The following is a 15,162-nucleotide window of genomic DNA, read 5'->3' as shown; positions in this document are numbered from 1 at the left end:
TTTCAACTTTGATTATATTGTACCATCCACAAATAAGTAAAGTTAGCTTTACATTAAGTAAAGTTTACTTTACACTGAAGATAGAAACAAGAAATGAGGTGGCGGCATGCCATTAATCAATCGCGTCAAAGAGTTGCGGGCCCGGCATCAATTGACCCAAGGCGACTTGGCAGCCAAGGTCGGTGTGACGAGACAGACGATCATCTCGCTCGAAAAGGGGAGCTACACCCCGTCGCTTCTGCTGGCGATGCAAATCGCCCGCGTGTTCGAGGAACCGGTCGAATCTATTTTCACAATCGAGGAGGAAACAAATTGAAACACGTCGTCATCCAATCCATCTCCAGCATCATCTTGTATGTCCTGATGGCTTTTCTGTTCAGTTCGTTCTTGTCTAACGTGTCGACCGTCATCGAGACCGACCGATTCGAGATTGAGTTTAACCTGTTACCGCTCTTGCTGTTAGTCGGCTTCTTTATCATTTGGACAATCTATTCGTTCAAGACACGCCCGAACCAAAACTTAAGCTTCGGCCAATGGTCGGTCCGGATGACGGAATTTAGCGAAGTCGACGAGCGGGAACAGATTATCACGGCGAAAGCGACGAAAGCGGCCTACGTCTCATTCGGGATCACCGTACCGCTCCTCATGGCGTCGTTCATGTTTTATCCGCTGTTCGAGAACGCGCTCCCAGCCTATCCGATTTACGCGCTCGCCTCGACACTGATCATCTCGACACTCGTCTATATGACGACTTGGATCCGCGCCTATACCCGTTAAGGAATTCACATCGAATTCCTTTTTTTGTGTCGATTTTTCGTCGAGTCGTTCCCTACGATTGCGAATTCGGTCACGTCGTGCTTATATATAACTAAACGGTTATATACTAAATGTATTGAAGGGGTCTTTCATCGTGAAAACCATCGATTTGACGACCGGTCAGGTTCAACGCGTCATCGTGGCGCTTGCCCTCCCGCTCGTCGGCAGTTCGCTTTTACAGTTCACGTATAGTCTCGTCGATATGTTCTGGGTCGGTGCGCTCGGTAGCGACGCCGTCGCCAGCATCGGCGCGGCCAGCTTTTATATCATGCTCGGTCAGGCGATTCAATCCCTTATCGTCGTCGGCGCCGGCATCAAAGTGTCGCAAGCCGTCGGACGGCGGGATCAGGCGTTGATTCAGCGCTACGTCCGGGCCGGGAGGCGGATGAACCTTGGTCTCGGCCTGTTATTCGTCACCGTCCTCGCCGCGTTCGGCCAGGCGCTTATCGGCTTTTTGAACATGGACGCACCGGCTGTCGAACGATTGGCTTACAGCTATTTGCTCGTCAGTGCACCGATGCTCATCTTTTCGTTCTTCAACTTGTTGTTCGCCCGTCTGTTCAGTGCCTATGGCAATACGACGACGGCGATGCGTATCAACGCGACCGGGGTCACCCTCAATATGATCCTGTCACCGCTCTTCATCTATCCGCTCGGACTCGGCGTCGTCGGAGCCGGTCTCGCGACGCTCGTCGCGAACGTCGTCATGTTCGGTTTCTTCTGGCACCGGGCCCGCGCTTTGTTCGATTGGGAAGAGACGGTCGAACCAAATCGCACGGACTATAAAGAAATTCTTCGCCTCGGTTTCCCGATGGCGACCCAGCGCGTCTTGTTCACGGTCATCAGTATTTTCCTCGCCCGCATGATCGGCTCATACGGGACCGAAGCGATCGCGGCCCAGCGCATCGGGCTTCAAGTCGAGTCGATCGCCTATATGATGATTGGTGGACTGAACGGTGCCATCGCAAGTTACACGGGACAAAATCTCGGCGCCCGCAAAGTGGACCGGGTCCATGAAGGCTATCGGGTGACGACACGACTCGGTGTCTTGTATACCGGGTTGATCACACTCGTGTTTTTATTCGTACCGGACGTCCTAATCGGGCTGTTCGTCGATGATCCGAGAACAATCGAAATCGGCGCGAGTTATTTACGGATCATCGGGATCTCGCTCATCTTCGCCTCCTTCGAGATGATCGGGAACGGTTATTTCTCGGGGCTCGGACTCCCTAAAATCCCAGCGACGATCTCGATCGTCTTCACCGTCGCCCGCATCCCGCTCGCGCTTGCCCTCGAGCCCTATCTCGGTCTCGATGCCATTTGGTGGAGCATCGCCATCTCAAGCATCGTCAAAGGGCTCGTCTCTGTCCTCTATGTCCGACTAATGAAAAAGGAAGTGACTTCCCTTGCAGAAGCGATTTAATCAACTAACCAAACAATTGTTGCACGGACGCTTCGCCATCGAGCGTGAAATGCTCCGCGTGACACCTGAAGGGACGCTCGCCGTAACGAAGCATCCGACAGGACTCGGTGACAAGGCGACGCACCCGTATATTACGACCGACTTCTCGGAAAGTCAGATTGAACTGATTACCCCGACGTTTCCGACCGTCGAAGCGGCGCACGACTTCCTACAGACGCTGTATGATATCACGGCACTGAATATCGGTGACGAACGGCTTTGGCCGCAATCGATGCCGTGCGCGCTTCCGGACGGTGGGGTCATCCCGCTCGCGGATTTCGGCAATTCAGGACTCGAGGCCGGCCGCTATCGGGAACACCTGCTCCAAAAATACGGGGCGAAGAAACAGCTCATCTCGGGCATCCATTTCAATTTCTCGTTCGCAGACGAGTTGATTGCCTCCCTCTATGAAGGATCGCCGGAACGATACGACCGTTTCAAGAACGACCTGTATTTAAAACTCGTCCGAAACTATTTACGGACACGCTGGCTCGTCGTCTATCTGTTAGGCGGGACTCCGGCCGTCCACACGAGCTATGAAGAACGCTGCGTCAGTCAAATGCAGGCGCTCAGCGAGGATGTGTATTCAAATACGACGGCGTTGTCGTACCGCAATAGTGACTGCGGCTACACGAATGTCGAGCCGCTCTATCCGGACTATTCAACGCTCTCGGACTATACCGCGAGCGTGCGCCGCTTCATCGCCCAAGGTGACATCGCCAACCCGAACGAGCTCTACTCTCCGATTCGGTTGAAGACGTCACGGGGCGGCAATGACTTGGAACGACTCGAGACGAACGGCATCGATTACATCGAGATTCGTAACATCGACCTCAACCCGTTCGAGAAGACCGGCATCGCCCTGTCCGACTTGAAGTTCCTGCACGTCTTCTTGCTCTACTTGACGTTGAAAGACGAGACACGATTTGTGGATTGGCAGGCAGAGGCGTTCCACAACCAACAACGCGTCGCGAAAGAAGGTCTATCGCCAACACTCATGTTGTACCGCAATGGCGAGGCGGTGCCACTTCAGACGTACGCACGCGATTTGCTCGACGAAATTGAAGCGTTCAATGACCGATACACACTCGGGTTCGACGACGTCTTTGCCTCTGTCCGGGATCGGATTGACCGTGTCGAGGCGACTTACGCGTCACGCCTCACCTCCGCCATGATGACAGACGGCTATACAAAGTGGTCGCTCCGACAAGCCGAACTGTTCTATCAAGACGCATACGCTAACCGGTTCCGGATGCACGGCTACACGGATATGGAGCTGTCGACGCAGATTTTGATGAAGGCGGCCCTGAAACGCGGCTATGCCGTCGACGTGATTGACCGGGATGATCAGTTCATCCGAATCCGGAACGGCAACCAGACCGAGTACGTCAAACAAGCGACGAAGACGTCGAAAGACAACTACGTGTCGGTCCTCATGATGGAAAACAAGACGGTGACGAAACATGTGCTCGCCGAACATGGCATCCGTGTTCCGGGAGGAATCGAACTCCGCAGTGAAGCCGATTTACAGGACGCCTGGACTATGTTCGCGAATGAACCAATCGTCTTGAAACCAAAATCGACGAACTTCGGGATCGGCATTCACATCTTCAAGGACGGGACGACGTTCGAGGAGGCGCTCGAGGCGTTTCGTCACGCTCTTGCGTTTGACGACGTCGTCCTGCTCGAGACGTTCCTACCCGGGAAAGAATATCGTTTCCTCGTCATCGGTGACGAGGTCGCAGGCATTTTACACCGTGTCCCGGCGAACGTGACCGGGGACGGCGTATCGACGATTCGTGAACTCGTCGCCAAAAAGAATGAGGATCCGCTCCGCGGGAAAGGCTATAAGACACCGCTCGAAAAAATTGACATCGATGACATCGTCGTCGCGTTCCTGCGTCCACAAGGCAAGACGCCAGACAGTGTCCTCGCCGATGGCGAACTCGTCTTCCTTCGTGAGAACTCGAACATCAGCACGGGAGGTGACAGTATCGACTATACAGACCAGATTTCCGATTCATACAAACGGATCGCGGTCGAGTCAGCCCGAGCGATTGGCGCGACGATATGCGGCGTCGACATGATGATTCCGTCGCTCGCGCGTGAAGGTGATTACGGCATCATCGAGCTGAACTTCAATCCGGCCATCCATATCCACGCCTTCCCTTACGAAGGCAAGGAACGACCGATTGGCGAGACCGTGCTCGATTTGTTATTTGACGGAAAAGGTTGAACAAATCCCTGAATCGGGAATAGAGAATACATTGATTAGACAGATGTATCTTCTGTCTCGAGAAAGGGGTCTTTCCAATGGAAAAAGTAAAGTCTCAAATCGAAGGCAAAACATTAGTCGTCGAACGCAGTTTTAACGCGCCGCGTGCGCTCGTGTTCGAGGCATTCTCAACACCGGCCCACCTCGAAGCATGGTGGGGACCGGCCGGATGGAAGACAGAGGTTCGTACGTTCGAGTTCGAACCAGGTGGCACATGGCATTACAAAATGACATGTGTCGACAAGGAGCAGGGTGACTACTACGGTATGGAGTCATGGGGGAAATCGACGTTCCTCGAAATCGATCCGCACCGAAAAATCGTCTATACGGACGCATTTTCGGACGCGGACGGACACGTCAATCCCGAACTTCCCGTCATGACGATCACGAACGAGTTTGTCGACATCCCGAACGGCACACTGTTCATCAGCCGCTCCGAATTCACGGACGCCGAGTCGCTCCAGCAAGTCGTCGAGATGGGGGCTGTCGAAGGCTTCTCTTCGCAACTCGAACGGCTCGACGCCATCATCTCTCGATAACAACAAGCACCGTCCCTCTCGAGGCACGGTGCTTGTTTGTCGTCAAAATAAAAAGTAACTGACAATCAAAATCAACGTGAAAATGAACACCATCCCGATGGCGAGCGCGACAAGGCTCATCTTCGCCGATTTGAACTGCTGAGAGTTGATCGTATGCACCTTTTTCAAATACGACCGGGTCCCGACGAGGATCGTCGCGATCCCAAAGATGATCGACAAGATGCCGATCGCCGTAATCAATTGGTGCTCGGCCCCGCTCAAATTTTCACTTCGATAGTAGTGGAAGTTCGTCACGAGAAAGCCGATTCCGATGACCGTGATGGCCGTCCGAATCCAGGCGAGGAACGTCCGCTCATTGGCGAGATGTTGCTGGATGTACTGCGAATCGACCGTCTTCTCTAAATCTAGTTTCACCGATATCCCTTCTTTCTAGCTCATCATTGCTCTAATTGTTCGAATAATCGATTGAGTTGATGTTCATCAATCTCTCCATACGCATCCCCGATACTGATCTCGGTCGAACAATAGTCGTCATGTGATACGAGATATCCCGTGACGCCGACCCCTGTCGTCTCTTGAACGGATTGAATCCGTGCCGCGACCGCTTCGTCGTCCCCTTCGAGATGAAGATGGAACATGTTCGTCACCGGGACTTCCGGTGTCGTCCACACTCCGTCGAGCGCATTGAAGCGGCGCGCCAGTTCCTTCGCCTGCTCGACATACATCCCCATTCGGTCTTTCCGTAGCTCGTAGTAATAGTCAGCCGGGATGATGTACGGGTACAGTCCAATCAAGTCACCGCCGTACCGCCGTTTCCATATTCTCGCCTCGTCACAGAACGGTTTAGGTCCTGCTAAGATGGCACCTGCAATACCGCCGATGCCTTTATAGAATGAGACGTAGACGCTATCGAACAACGCACATACGTCCTCTGCTGTCTTCTCATAATATGGGAGCGTCTCGAGGAGGCGCGCTCCATCTAGATGCAGACGAATCCCTCGCTCCTGGCACAAATGACTAATCGCCTCAAGTTCAGCAAATGACGGTAAGTAACCGCCGAGTTCCCGTTGCGGCAACTCAATCAACAGGCAGGCGACATCCAGTAACGCCTTCACTTCGTCGAGCGTCATCAACCGGTCGTCATCCCCAAGCAAAATCGGTTCGAGGTGATGCAACTCCTTCAACCCGTCCTGTTCGTGAATCTCCAAGTGACAGAGCGGATGATAGGCGACGTTTCGATTTTCGGTCTCGTCCGCCCAAATCCGTAAGGCGATTTGTTGTGCCATCGTGCCGCTCGGGAAGAAAATCGCATCCTCCATACCCAGTTCTTGCGCCATTTTTTGCTCGAACCGCATGATGACCTCGCCCGTCCCATAGTGGTCGCTCACCTGATTCGGGTCGACCTCAGCGAACGCCTGTTGCAAGACGCCGACAGTTCGTTTCCCGTGACCGCTCAGTTGATGTGACGTCTGTTGATACGATGTCCGTAAATCCATGTCATCCCCTCCACAAGAAGCCCCCTGTCCATAGACAGGAGGCCATCAGTTAGTCGCGCATGCGGACGATTAATTTGCCGCGTACTTTTCGTGTTTGTAGCTGTTCCAAACCATCTTTTAACCGTTCGAACGGCAAGACGTCCGTGACGAGGTCGTTCAATTCACCCGCCTCGAGCAGCTTCATCATCTCTTCGGCCATATAGGACAAGTTACGGATGGCCCGCTCGTTCTCACTCGCATGGGCCGCACCGAGGGCGACTTCATGAATCGACGGCGACAGCGTGAACCCTTTCATGTTCGACATGTCAGGTGGACCGGCGATATAAGCGAGCTGTCCACTGAATGCGAGCCGGTCGAGATCGGCCGTCGCCACATCGCGTCCGACCGTGTTCAAAATCAGGTCGACACCGCGACCGTCTGTCAGTTCCATGATTTTCTCCGTCACGTCCTCGACGTTGTAGTCGATGGCGACATCGGCACCGAGTGATGTGACCCAGTCAAAGTTTTCCGGCGATGCCGTCGTGAACACTTTAAGCCCAAGTTTTTTGGCGAGTTGAATCGCGTAACCACCGACTCCTCCCGCTCCGGCGTGGACGAGAATCGTCTCTTTGTCGCGCGTGTTCAACTTCTGCATGATAGCCTCATACGCTGTCATGCCGGCACAGAGGATGGCCGCAGCGGCCTCGTCGCTCACTTCCGGCGGGACGACGGCGCAAGCACGCGCATCGACGACCGCATACTCGGCGAAGCCGCCGTTGTTTCCAAGACTCGTGTGGACGGCGACACGTGAACCGGTAATGATATTGGCGATGCTCGAACCGACTTCGACGACTTCCCCGACCAGGTCGACGCCGAGAATGTGTGGATAGGACCAGTTCGGGTTGCCGTTCGTGCCGACTTTATAGTCGACCGGGTTCAAGGCGACCGCTTCGACTTTGATGAGCAGTTCGCCCGCATCTGGTGTCGGTCGCTCCACCTCACCGATGTGCAGATGTTCTAATCCAGGTTGATCAAGTAGCCAAGCCTTCATACTCAATACGCTCCTTCCGAATACGTCAGTTCATAGGAATGCGAGTAGATTTCGACGAGGTTGCCGAACGGGTCTTCACAATACACCATCCGGTACGGTTTATCGCCCGGGTAATATTCCCGGATTGGCATCCGTTGTTTTCCGCCATGGGCGACGATTTTCTCAACGAGCCCTTCGATGTCCGGGTCTTGAACACAATAGTGGAAAATACCCGTCTTCCAAAACTCGAAATTATTCTCCGGCTTCTCATTGTTTGGGAACTCGAACAGCTCGATGCCAATCTTATCACCCGTCGACATGTGGGCAATTCTGAAGCTGCCCCAGCCCGGTCCAAATACGTCCGTGCACATGACACCGATCGGCGAGTCGTCCTCGACGACGTCCGATGGTTGCATGATGGTGTACCAGCCCATCACGTCCTCATAAAATTTAACTGCTTCGGTCACACTCGGGACCGATAGCCCGATATGTGAGAATGTACGTGGATATGTCACTGTCATCTGCTCCTTTTTGTTTGCTCAATTTGATGGATAACGATACGATACCTTCATCGAAGCAATAAAAAAAAGTACGCACATTCAAGTAACTACCCGAAAGCGAGGCGAATTGAACATGACGACCCCGTTCCCCGTCAATAAGGCGCTCGACATCATCGGCGGTAAATGGCGGCCTCAAGTGTACTGTACGCTCGAAAACGGCCCGCGCCGCTTCTCGGAGATTCAACGCGCCATCCCTGACGTCAGCCGCAAGGTGTTGACCGATCAACTGCGCGAGCTCGAACAGCTCGGTATGGTCCGCCGCATCGACTATTCGACCGAGAAACAGCTTCACGTCGAATACTCGCTCACCGAGGACGCACTCAGCCTGCAACCAGCCATGAAGGCGCTCTGCTCTTGGGGCGAGACACACGACGAATAAACCCGCGCCGAATCCGGCGCGGGTTTTGTCATGCTGCGAATAGACTTATGAGGTTTCCATCCGGGTCGATGACGATGGCGTAACGTTGTCCCCAAAACGCATCCCACGGTTCGCGGTGCGAGGCATAACCGTTTCCGACGATCGCTTCATAGCGCGCATCCAGCTCATCCCCACTATCGCACAAGAAGGCGAGTTCGACCCGGTGCCCCGTCGCCGGTTTCCATTCCCCATACACCGACTCCGCCACTTCGACCGTATCGAAGGCGAGCCGGACACCGCCGTCATCGATTTCGACGTGCGCTTCCCCATCCATCGCTTCCGGGATCGATAGGCCGAGCAAACGGTAAAAATCGAGCGCCCGTTTCATGTCTTCGACGACGATGCCAATCATATCTAGCTTGATTCCCATGTGATCACCTCATTTTCCAAGTTGGTGGTGCTATGATGAGTGTAGCACTACATCCTGCTCGTGAAACGAGGAAATTCAAATGACCCATCAATTCGCTGTCCTGACCCAGCCACAGGCGGAAACGATCGCCTACACGTGGCACTACGAAGGCGATTATGCGTTTTACAATATGGCGGCCGACAAAGACGATTTAGCCGAATTTTTAGACGTCGAACAGCGCGGACAGTCGGTGTTCGCCATCACGTCTGACGGTGCACTCGTCGGGTTCGTGAGCGTCGCGCAAACGGATGCTGAAACGGTCGATATCGGTCTCGGCATGAAGCCCGATTTGACCGGGAACGGGAGCGGACGAGCGTTCGTCACATCGATTCTCGACTTCGTCAAAGCGACGTACTCACCTCATCGCATCACCTTGTCCGTCGCCGCCTTCAACGCGCGGGCGATCCGTGTCTATGAGACGTGCGGGTTCAAGCAGACCGGTTCGTTTCAACAACCGACGAACGGGAGCACGTTCAATTTTATTCAGATGGAACGTCAAGAAAGTCCTCAGAACCAACCGTTCTGAGGACTTTTCCTATGTGAGCTGTTTCTTTTGGATGTATGACAAGCCGAGCGCCGCAATCAAAATTGTGCCTTTGACGATGTCTTGTGCGTAATACGGCACGTCCCACATCGTCAGTCCGTTCAACAAAATCCCAATCAAGACGGCACCGATTAACGTACCTACGACGTTCGGTCGTCCGGTCCCGAAGACGGCGTAACCGATATAGGCGGCTGCGACCGCGTCCATGAGGAGCGGTGCTCCGGCCGATACTTGTCCGGTACCGATGCGCGACGCCAAGATAATGCCGCCGATGGCTGCGAACAGACCACTCAACACATACGCGTACAGCTTGATGCGCGTGACGGCGATGCCGGAGCGGCGGGCCGCCTCGACGTTCGAGCCGACGTAATAAAATTCGCGTCCCGTCTTCGAATACGTCAAAAATAGATGGGCCCCGGCGAAGAAGAGAAGCATCAAGATGGCGACGAACGGGACAGGACCGATCGAACCTTGGCCGATGAAGAGGAACGACGGGATGAATCGTCCCGGTGCCGTCCCTCCTTCAATCGGCATATTGTCGTAGATTGAAAAACCCTTCGTATACGTCAATTGGACCCCATTGATGACGTACATGATGGCGAGCGTCGCGAGCAAATCCGGTAACCGAAACTTGATTGTCACGAGCGCGTTCAATAGTCCGACGAGCACGCCGAGGGCAATCGGGACGAGCAAAGCGACGAGCAGTTCTTGACTATGTAATACGAGACTCGACGCCGCACCGATTGTCGCGAGGCTCGCCGTTGAGCCGACCGATAAGTCGAACCCGCCGACGATGAGCGAGAACGTCACTCCGAGGGCGAGCAGCGAGACGATCGATACGGACTTGATGATGTCGCTGAAGTTCGCGTACGTCAAAAACTGGTCGTTCGTCACGCCGAAGACGGCGATGAGTGCGAGAATCGCGAACAACGTCCCGTATTGACCGATGCCACTGAAGCGTTTCGTGCGTTGTTTGATGACGAGTTGGGCCATGTTAAACCCCTCCTTTCTGTTGCCAACGGCCGCGGTCGAGCCAAAGCGTCCGGTTGGCGATCAATTCTAGTTCATGCGGTTCACTCGACGTAAAGATGACAGTCTTTCCACTTTTCGCGAGGCGGGTGACGAGTTCATAAATATCCCGTTTCGCCGTCACGTCGACGCCTTTCGTCGGTTCGTCGAGCAGATAGACGTCCCGGTCCTCGAGGAGCCATTTGCTGAGGACAACTTTTTGTTGATTCCCCCCGCTCAGCTCTCGGACCGGTTGCCCGACCTGGTCGTATTTCACACGGAGCGAGGCCAAGACGCGCGTGACTGCGTTCGCCTTCCCTTCGATCGCGAGGACGTTCCGTTCAATCGAATCGTCGAGGAAGAGTCCCTGTTTCCGGCGTTCTTCCGGTACGAGGGCGAACCCGGACCGGACCGCCTGACGCGGTTCTCGAATCTTGATTGGTTTTCCGTCCAACGTCATCTGTTGTTCAACGCCGGAGAGACCGAATAGCGCCTCGATCAACTCCGTCTTCCCGCTCCCGGTAACACCGCCGATGCCGACGACTTCGCCTTTATACGCCGTGAACGGCAAACTCGTCCCGAACGCCGGTAACGTGAGCTCTGCCTGAATCCGCATCTCGGTTTCCGGAACGGCTTTCTCTACCGCTTCTGCCATGTCAGATCCGCTCAAATACGTATGGATATCCCGTTCTGACAACGCCTGAAACGGCCCTTCATAGGCGATACGGCCATCCCGGAGGAACGTCGTCGTCGTGGTGACGCGCGACAGTTCGTCCGACCGATGCGTGATGAGAAGAATGCCGACACCTTCCTCTGCGAGCGACTGCAATAACGTGAGCAGTGACGTCGCATCTTCCGTCGACAAGGCGGCCGTCGGTTCGTCGAGCAAGAGGTAGGCCGCATCACTCGCGAGCGCCCGGGCAATCAAGACACGTTGTTTGACGCTGAGCGGGAATCGTCCGACCGGTTCGGTCACGTCAATCTCTAGTCCGACACGTTCCAAGTAGGTGGCCGCTCGCTGTTTTAGTTCACGAGGACGAATCCGTTCGACCGCCTGCCACGGCACGACGTTTTCATAAATCGGTAAATCGAGATAGAGGGCGTCATCGACTTCTTGCGACACCGTGATGATCCCACGGCGTATCGCCTCGGCCGGTGTGAATGTGACCGGTGTCTCGTCGAGCTCGATCGTCCCGGATGTGGGGATGATGGCGCCACTCAACAGCTTCACGAGCGTGCTCTTCCCGGCCCCGTTCAACCCAAGCAAGCCATGAATCTCGCCACGGCGGAGCGTGAAGCTGACGTCGTCGAGCACCGTGACATCACCATAGCGTTTCGTGACGCGTTCAAGCCGTAACATCAGTCCGTCCCTTTCATCCAGTCCGACCAGGCCGCGTCTGATGCGCCCCAGTTCGGGACGTATTGACCGAGGTCGTCCATCGTTACTTTCTCGTCCGGCAAGACGTCGCGGTCGACGAGATATGGGTCGACCGAATGAATCGACGGCGTCTCTTCACCAGCTAATTTTTGATACGCGTAACGGACTTGAATCCGTCCGATTTCAGCCGGATCGGTCGCCGCCGTCACTTTCCACGGGCTACCGTCCTCTTGCATGAGCTGCAAATCTTCATCGCTCAAATCAATCCCATAGACGGCGATCTCATCGCGTCCGGCCTGTTTGATGGCACGGCTCGCACCCTTAGCGAACTCGTCCCACATCGCGAACACGGCATCAATCTCACCTTCCGGATACTTCTTCAAAATTGCTTCCATCTGGCTCTGTGTGTCGAGCGCCGTATTGTTCGTCGCCGAACCAAACTTGGCGACTTCTGTGATACCCGGGTAACGCTTCAAGAACGCATCATAAATCGTGTGGCGACGTTCCATCGGTGTGAAGCCACCAACCCAAATCGTGACGATTTTGCCTTCACCGTCCAAATCTTCGGCGAGCGCCTTGAGTGAACGCCAAGCGAGCGAATAGTCGTCTTGGTCGATGACGGTCACGCCTTCGTTCGTCAAATCGTTGTCGAACGCGACGACTTTGATGCCTTTATCGAGCGCGCGTTGGACCGGTTCTTTCAACGCATCGGCACGGCCATGGTCGATCAAGATGACATCGACGCCTTGCGTCGTCGCCGTATCGACATAGCTCGCCATCTTCGACAGGTCGTTGTCGGCGTTGTACACTTTCACGTTGCCGCCGAACGATTCGACTTGTTCCGTCACCCCGTTGATATACTGCGACGAGAACGTCCCGATCGACATCTGCATGATCAGGGCGACATCGATATCTTTCGGAAGTGTGGCATTCGAGACCGAGACGGGTTTCGTCTCCGGTGTCTTCTCAGCCGGCTTCGATGGGGCCGCTTGTTCGTTCGTGCAACCGACGAGCGCCAAGACGAATGTGAATAGTAAAATTAATAGTTTTTTAGACATGAATTGTTCCCCCTACATGATGTGTGATGGCAGTCTCTGTCGGCTCGAACACACCCGCCTCGGTGATGAGTCCGGTGATGAGGTCCGGTGGGGTGACGTCGAACGCCGGATTGAAGACGGTGATGCCGACGGGTGCCGTCGGTTGACCACCGATATGTGTCACTTCTGACGGGTTCCGCTCCTCGATTTCAATCGTGTCATCCGCCGTCAAATCGAACGTCGAATGCGGCGCCGCGACATAGAACGGAATGCCGTAATGTTTGGCAAGGACGGCGAGCTGCAACGTCCCAATTTTATTGGCGACGTGACCCGTCCGTGTGATACGGTCAGCTCCAACGATGATGGCGTCGACTCGTTTTGACTGAATCGTCCAAGCCGCCATATTGTCGGTGATGAGCGTCACGTCGATATCGGCCCGGTCGAGTTCCCAGACAGTGAGGCGTGCCCCTTGCAGGAGCGGCCGCGTCTCACAGGCGAAGACGTTGAAAGATACGCCCTGTTCTTTTCCGACGTAAAACGGCGCGAGCGCTGTGCCGTATCGCGATGTCGCGATGGCACCGGCGTTGCAGATTGTCAACACGTTCCCCCCGGCCGGCAACACCGTCAGCGCATGCTCGCCGATGGCCCGATATGTATCGACGTCCCGGTCGTACAAAGCGATGGCGCGGCGTTTGATTTCCTCGGCAATCGCCTCAAAGTCGTCCCCGACATTTAAATCAAGGAGCGATTCGATCACGTTTTGCAGATTGACCGCCGTCGGTCTTGTCGCAATCAAGCGGCGTCCGACGAGGTCGAGTCGACGGGTGAAGTCCGGGTCGTCGACTAACCGGCCTGCCTCTTTGGCGAGGACGAACGCCCCGAAGTAAGCGATGGCCGGGGCACCACGGACTTGGAGCGTCTCGATGGCATGTTCGGCCTGTTCGAGCGTCTCGATTGTCACGTAACGCTCTTCATGTGGTAACAACGTCTGATCCAATAGGATGAGTTCGTCCGTTTGCGAATTAAAGCGGATGTTTTGGACCGTCATACGCGCACCCCCGACAAAAGCGTCACCAAGTCGTCAATCGATTCGACGCTGTGGCGTTCTTTAATGAGCGCCGTCCCGAGGGCAAGCGCGTCACGTTTTCGTTCGAGCCGCGTCGCTTCCGGCAACGTCTCGAGATCGGCGACACCGGCGAGTCCGACGGCACGGCGAATGAGTTCGCAACCGGCATAGCCGATCGTGTCGCTGAAGATTGTCCGCAACAATTCGTCGACGAAACCGTCCGTATTGAACGGCTCGACAGCGCGCTCAAAGTTGGCCCGGAACGTCTTCTCGAACGTCTCCCACACCGTCAAGACGTCCGTGAAACGTTCGAAGCGTTTGAGCGGGTCATGGAACGTCGACAGCGTCAAATGGGCGATAATTTGGCCCAAATCAAAGCCGAACGGTCCGTAAAATGCGAACTCTGGATCGATGATTTTCGTCTCTTGTTGAGTCGCGAAGATGCTGCCTGTATGTAGGTCACCGTGCAGAAGCGCCTCATGTTTCGTGACAAATCCGACTTTCAGTTTCGTCACCTCGACCTTGAGCGCCTGGTCTTGCCAGAGGCGTTCGACATCTTCTCGAAGCGCCGCCTCGATGTTGTTCGACTCCGCGTCTTTGAACGGGTCGGTGAAGATGAGCTTCTCGGTGATGTCACACAGTTCCGGGTTGTAATAGTCACGTTCAATCCGCTTCTTCGCGATCGGGCCGGCCGCATAATCCGACGTCGCGAACAGCGTCTCGCCTAAAAATTCACCGACATGACGCGCGAGTTCCGGATAGCTCTCCCCTTTCAAATAACCGGTGCGGACAATCTCATAATCAGACAGATCTTCTAAAATCGTGTAGGCGAGCGTCCGGTCGCTACCGAGGACGTCCGGGACGAAACGCGGCGCCACGTTCGCAAACTCACGGAGTGCCAACTGTTCAATCCATGCCCGTTCGAGTGTAAGCGGCCAGCTCTCACCGACGACTTTAGCGTATGGGAGCGCCTGTTTGACGATTAGGCGCTGTTCGCCTTGGCGAATCCGAAACACGAGATTCAAATTGCCGTCCCCGATTTCCTCACACTCGGCGATTCCGTCTTGCAAGTATCCTAATTGACGGACGTGCTCGACGACAGACTGTTCTGTAAATGGTTGATATGACATGATGTTTTCCCCTTC

Annotated in this window: 17 protein-coding genes; 7 read left to right on the top strand and 10 right to left on the bottom strand. The window is 54.9% G+C overall.

Features of this window, described 5'->3' with window-relative positions; all coding sequences use genetic code 11:
- Positions 1–106 precede the first annotated feature (106 nt).
- The 5 genes from KNP64_RS06135 (at position 107) to KNP64_RS06115 (ending at position 5,092) form a co-directional block, all read left to right on the top strand.
- Complete coding sequence (locus KNP64_RS06135; RefSeq protein ID WP_021066034.1) at positions 107–316, top strand: helix-turn-helix transcriptional regulator; 210 nt, start codon at positions 107–109, stop codon at positions 314–316.
- On the top strand, positions 313–777 hold the full coding sequence (locus KNP64_RS06130) for a hypothetical protein (RefSeq protein ID WP_214711286.1): 465 nt from the start codon (positions 313–315) through the stop codon (positions 775–777). The genes KNP64_RS06135 and KNP64_RS06130 overlap by 4 nt, the downstream gene beginning before the upstream one ends.
- Positions 778–910: 133 nt before the next feature.
- Positions 911–2,239, top strand: coding sequence for an MATE family efflux transporter (locus KNP64_RS06125; RefSeq protein WP_214792148.1), 1,329 nt, complete (start codon positions 911–913; stop codon positions 2,237–2,239).
- Positions 2,223–4,514 (top strand): bifunctional glutamate--cysteine ligase GshA/glutathione synthetase GshB, encoded by a 2,292-nt coding sequence (gene gshAB / locus KNP64_RS06120; RefSeq protein WP_214792146.1) that lies wholly within the window; start codon positions 2,223–2,225, stop codon positions 4,512–4,514. The genes KNP64_RS06125 and gshAB overlap by 17 nt, the downstream gene beginning before the upstream one ends.
- 77 nt (positions 4,515–4,591) lie before the next feature.
- Positions 4,592–5,092, top strand: coding sequence for an SRPBCC family protein (locus KNP64_RS06115; RefSeq protein ID WP_138858704.1), 501 nt, complete (start codon positions 4,592–4,594; stop codon positions 5,090–5,092).
- A 42-nt stretch (positions 5,093–5,134) separates the two neighbouring features.
- Here the strand turns inward: KNP64_RS06115 and KNP64_RS06110 are convergent, their stop codons facing one another.
- Genes KNP64_RS06110 through KNP64_RS06095 form a run of 4 tightly spaced genes read right to left on the bottom strand, consistent with a single transcriptional unit; the run spans position 5,135 to position 8,112 of the window.
- Positions 5,135–5,506: a YidH family protein gene (locus KNP64_RS06110; RefSeq protein ID WP_021066029.1), complete on the bottom strand. Its 372-nt coding sequence runs from the start codon at positions 5,504–5,506 to the stop codon at positions 5,135–5,137.
- A 23-nt stretch (positions 5,507–5,529) separates the two neighbouring features.
- Positions 5,530–6,588, bottom strand: a complete 1,059-nt coding sequence (locus KNP64_RS06105) for a threonine aldolase family protein (protein ID WP_214792144.1) — start codon at positions 6,586–6,588, stop codon at positions 5,530–5,532.
- Between the two features lie 49 nt (positions 6,589–6,637).
- Entirely contained in the window at positions 6,638–7,618 is a 981-nt protein-coding gene (locus KNP64_RS06100) for a zinc-binding dehydrogenase (RefSeq protein ID WP_214764414.1), read from the bottom strand.
- Positions 7,619–7,620: 2 nt separating this feature from the next.
- Entirely contained in the window at positions 7,621–8,112 is a 492-nt protein-coding gene (locus KNP64_RS06095) for a lactoylglutathione lyase family protein (protein ID WP_021066026.1), read from the bottom strand.
- A 118-nt stretch (positions 8,113–8,230) separates the two neighbouring features.
- On the opposite strand from KNP64_RS06095, the gene KNP64_RS06090 reads away from it, so the two are divergent.
- Positions 8,231–8,536 carry a winged helix-turn-helix transcriptional regulator gene (locus KNP64_RS06090; protein WP_138858700.1) on the top strand — a complete coding sequence of 102 codons (306 nt, stop codon included), beginning with the start codon at positions 8,231–8,233 and terminating at the stop codon, positions 8,534–8,536.
- Between the two features lie 28 nt (positions 8,537–8,564).
- On the opposite strand, the gene KNP64_RS06085 is transcribed toward KNP64_RS06090, so the two are convergent.
- Positions 8,565–8,945: a VOC family protein gene (locus KNP64_RS06085; RefSeq protein ID WP_214792141.1), complete on the bottom strand. Its 381-nt coding sequence runs from the start codon at positions 8,943–8,945 to the stop codon at positions 8,565–8,567.
- A gap of 79 nt (positions 8,946–9,024) precedes the next feature.
- On the opposite strand from KNP64_RS06085, the gene KNP64_RS06080 reads away from it, so the two are divergent.
- The gene (locus KNP64_RS06080) at positions 9,025–9,510 is read left to right on the top strand and encodes a GNAT family N-acetyltransferase (RefSeq protein ID WP_214792139.1); all 486 of its coding nucleotides are present in this window, start codon (positions 9,025–9,027) and stop codon (positions 9,508–9,510) included.
- A 9-nt stretch (positions 9,511–9,519) separates the two neighbouring features.
- Here the strand turns inward: KNP64_RS06080 and KNP64_RS06075 are convergent, their stop codons facing one another.
- The 5 genes from KNP64_RS06075 to mtnK are packed head-to-tail and all read right to left on the bottom strand — an operon-like array spanning position 9,520 to position 15,147.
- Positions 9,520–10,521: an ABC transporter permease gene (locus tag KNP64_RS06075; RefSeq protein WP_214792137.1), complete on the bottom strand. Its 1,002-nt coding sequence runs from the start codon at positions 10,519–10,521 to the stop codon at positions 9,520–9,522.
- Position 10,522: 1 nt separating this feature from the next.
- Positions 10,523–11,896, bottom strand: coding sequence for a sugar ABC transporter ATP-binding protein (locus tag KNP64_RS06070; RefSeq protein WP_138858697.1), 1,374 nt, complete (start codon positions 11,894–11,896; stop codon positions 10,523–10,525).
- Complete coding sequence (locus KNP64_RS06065) at positions 11,896–12,972, bottom strand: sugar ABC transporter substrate-binding protein (RefSeq protein ID WP_138858696.1); 1,077 nt, start codon at positions 12,970–12,972, stop codon at positions 11,896–11,898. Before KNP64_RS06065 ends, KNP64_RS06070 begins: the two co-directional genes overlap by 1 nt.
- Positions 12,965–13,999 carry an S-methyl-5-thioribose-1-phosphate isomerase gene (gene mtnA / locus KNP64_RS06060; RefSeq protein WP_214764417.1) on the bottom strand — a complete coding sequence of 345 codons (1,035 nt, stop codon included), beginning with the start codon at positions 13,997–13,999 and terminating at the stop codon, positions 12,965–12,967. The genes KNP64_RS06065 and mtnA overlap by 8 nt, the downstream gene beginning before the upstream one ends.
- Positions 13,996–15,147 (bottom strand): S-methyl-5-thioribose kinase, encoded by a 1,152-nt coding sequence (gene mtnK, locus KNP64_RS06055; RefSeq protein WP_214711275.1) that lies wholly within the window; start codon positions 15,145–15,147, stop codon positions 13,996–13,998. The genes mtnA and mtnK overlap by 4 nt, the downstream gene beginning before the upstream one ends.
- Positions 15,148–15,162: the final 15 nt, after the last annotated feature.

The sequence above is a fragment of the Exiguobacterium sp. s64 genome, from assembly GCF_018618035.1.
Taxonomy (GTDB): Bacteria; Bacillota; Bacilli; order Exiguobacteriales; family Exiguobacteriaceae; genus Exiguobacterium; species Exiguobacterium mexicanum_A.
This window is presented reverse-complemented; position numbering and strand designations above follow the sequence as displayed.

Excerpts from the sequence above, each read along its gene's own strand:
- KNP64_RS06100 (WP_214764414.1), bottom strand. The coding sequence starts at position 7,618 with ATGAAGGCTTGGCTACTTGATCAACCTGGATTAGAACATCTGCACATC.
- KNP64_RS06135 (WP_021066034.1), top strand. The coding sequence starts at position 107 with ATGCCATTAATCAATCGCGTCAAAGAGTTGCGGGCCCGGCATCAATTG.
- KNP64_RS06115 (WP_138858704.1), top strand. The coding sequence starts at position 4,592 with ATGGAAAAAGTAAAGTCTCAAATCGAAGGCAAAACATTAGTCGTCGAA.
- KNP64_RS06085 (WP_214792141.1), bottom strand. The coding sequence starts at position 8,945 with ATGGGAATCAAGCTAGATATGATTGGCATCGTCGTCGAAGACATGAAA.
- KNP64_RS06105 (WP_214792144.1), bottom strand. The coding sequence starts at position 6,588 with ATGGATTTACGGACATCGTATCAACAGACGTCACATCAACTGAGCGGT.
- KNP64_RS06090 (WP_138858700.1), top strand. The coding sequence starts at position 8,231 with ATGACGACCCCGTTCCCCGTCAATAAGGCGCTCGACATCATCGGCGGT.
- mtnA (WP_214764417.1), bottom strand. The coding sequence starts at position 13,999 with ATGACGGTCCAAAACATCCGCTTTAATTCGCAAACGGACGAACTCATC.
- KNP64_RS06075 (WP_214792137.1), bottom strand. The coding sequence starts at position 10,521 with ATGGCCCAACTCGTCATCAAACAACGCACGAAACGCTTCAGTGGCATC.
- KNP64_RS06070 (WP_138858697.1), bottom strand. The coding sequence starts at position 11,896 with ATGTTACGGCTTGAACGCGTCACGAAACGCTATGGTGATGTCACGGTG.
- KNP64_RS06065 (WP_138858696.1), bottom strand. The coding sequence starts at position 12,972 with ATGTCTAAAAAACTATTAATTTTACTATTCACATTCGTCTTGGCGCTC.
- KNP64_RS06080 (WP_214792139.1), top strand. The coding sequence starts at position 9,025 with ATGACCCATCAATTCGCTGTCCTGACCCAGCCACAGGCGGAAACGATC.
- mtnK (WP_214711275.1), bottom strand. The coding sequence starts at position 15,147 with ATGTCATATCAACCATTTACAGAACAGTCTGTCGTCGAGCACGTCCGT.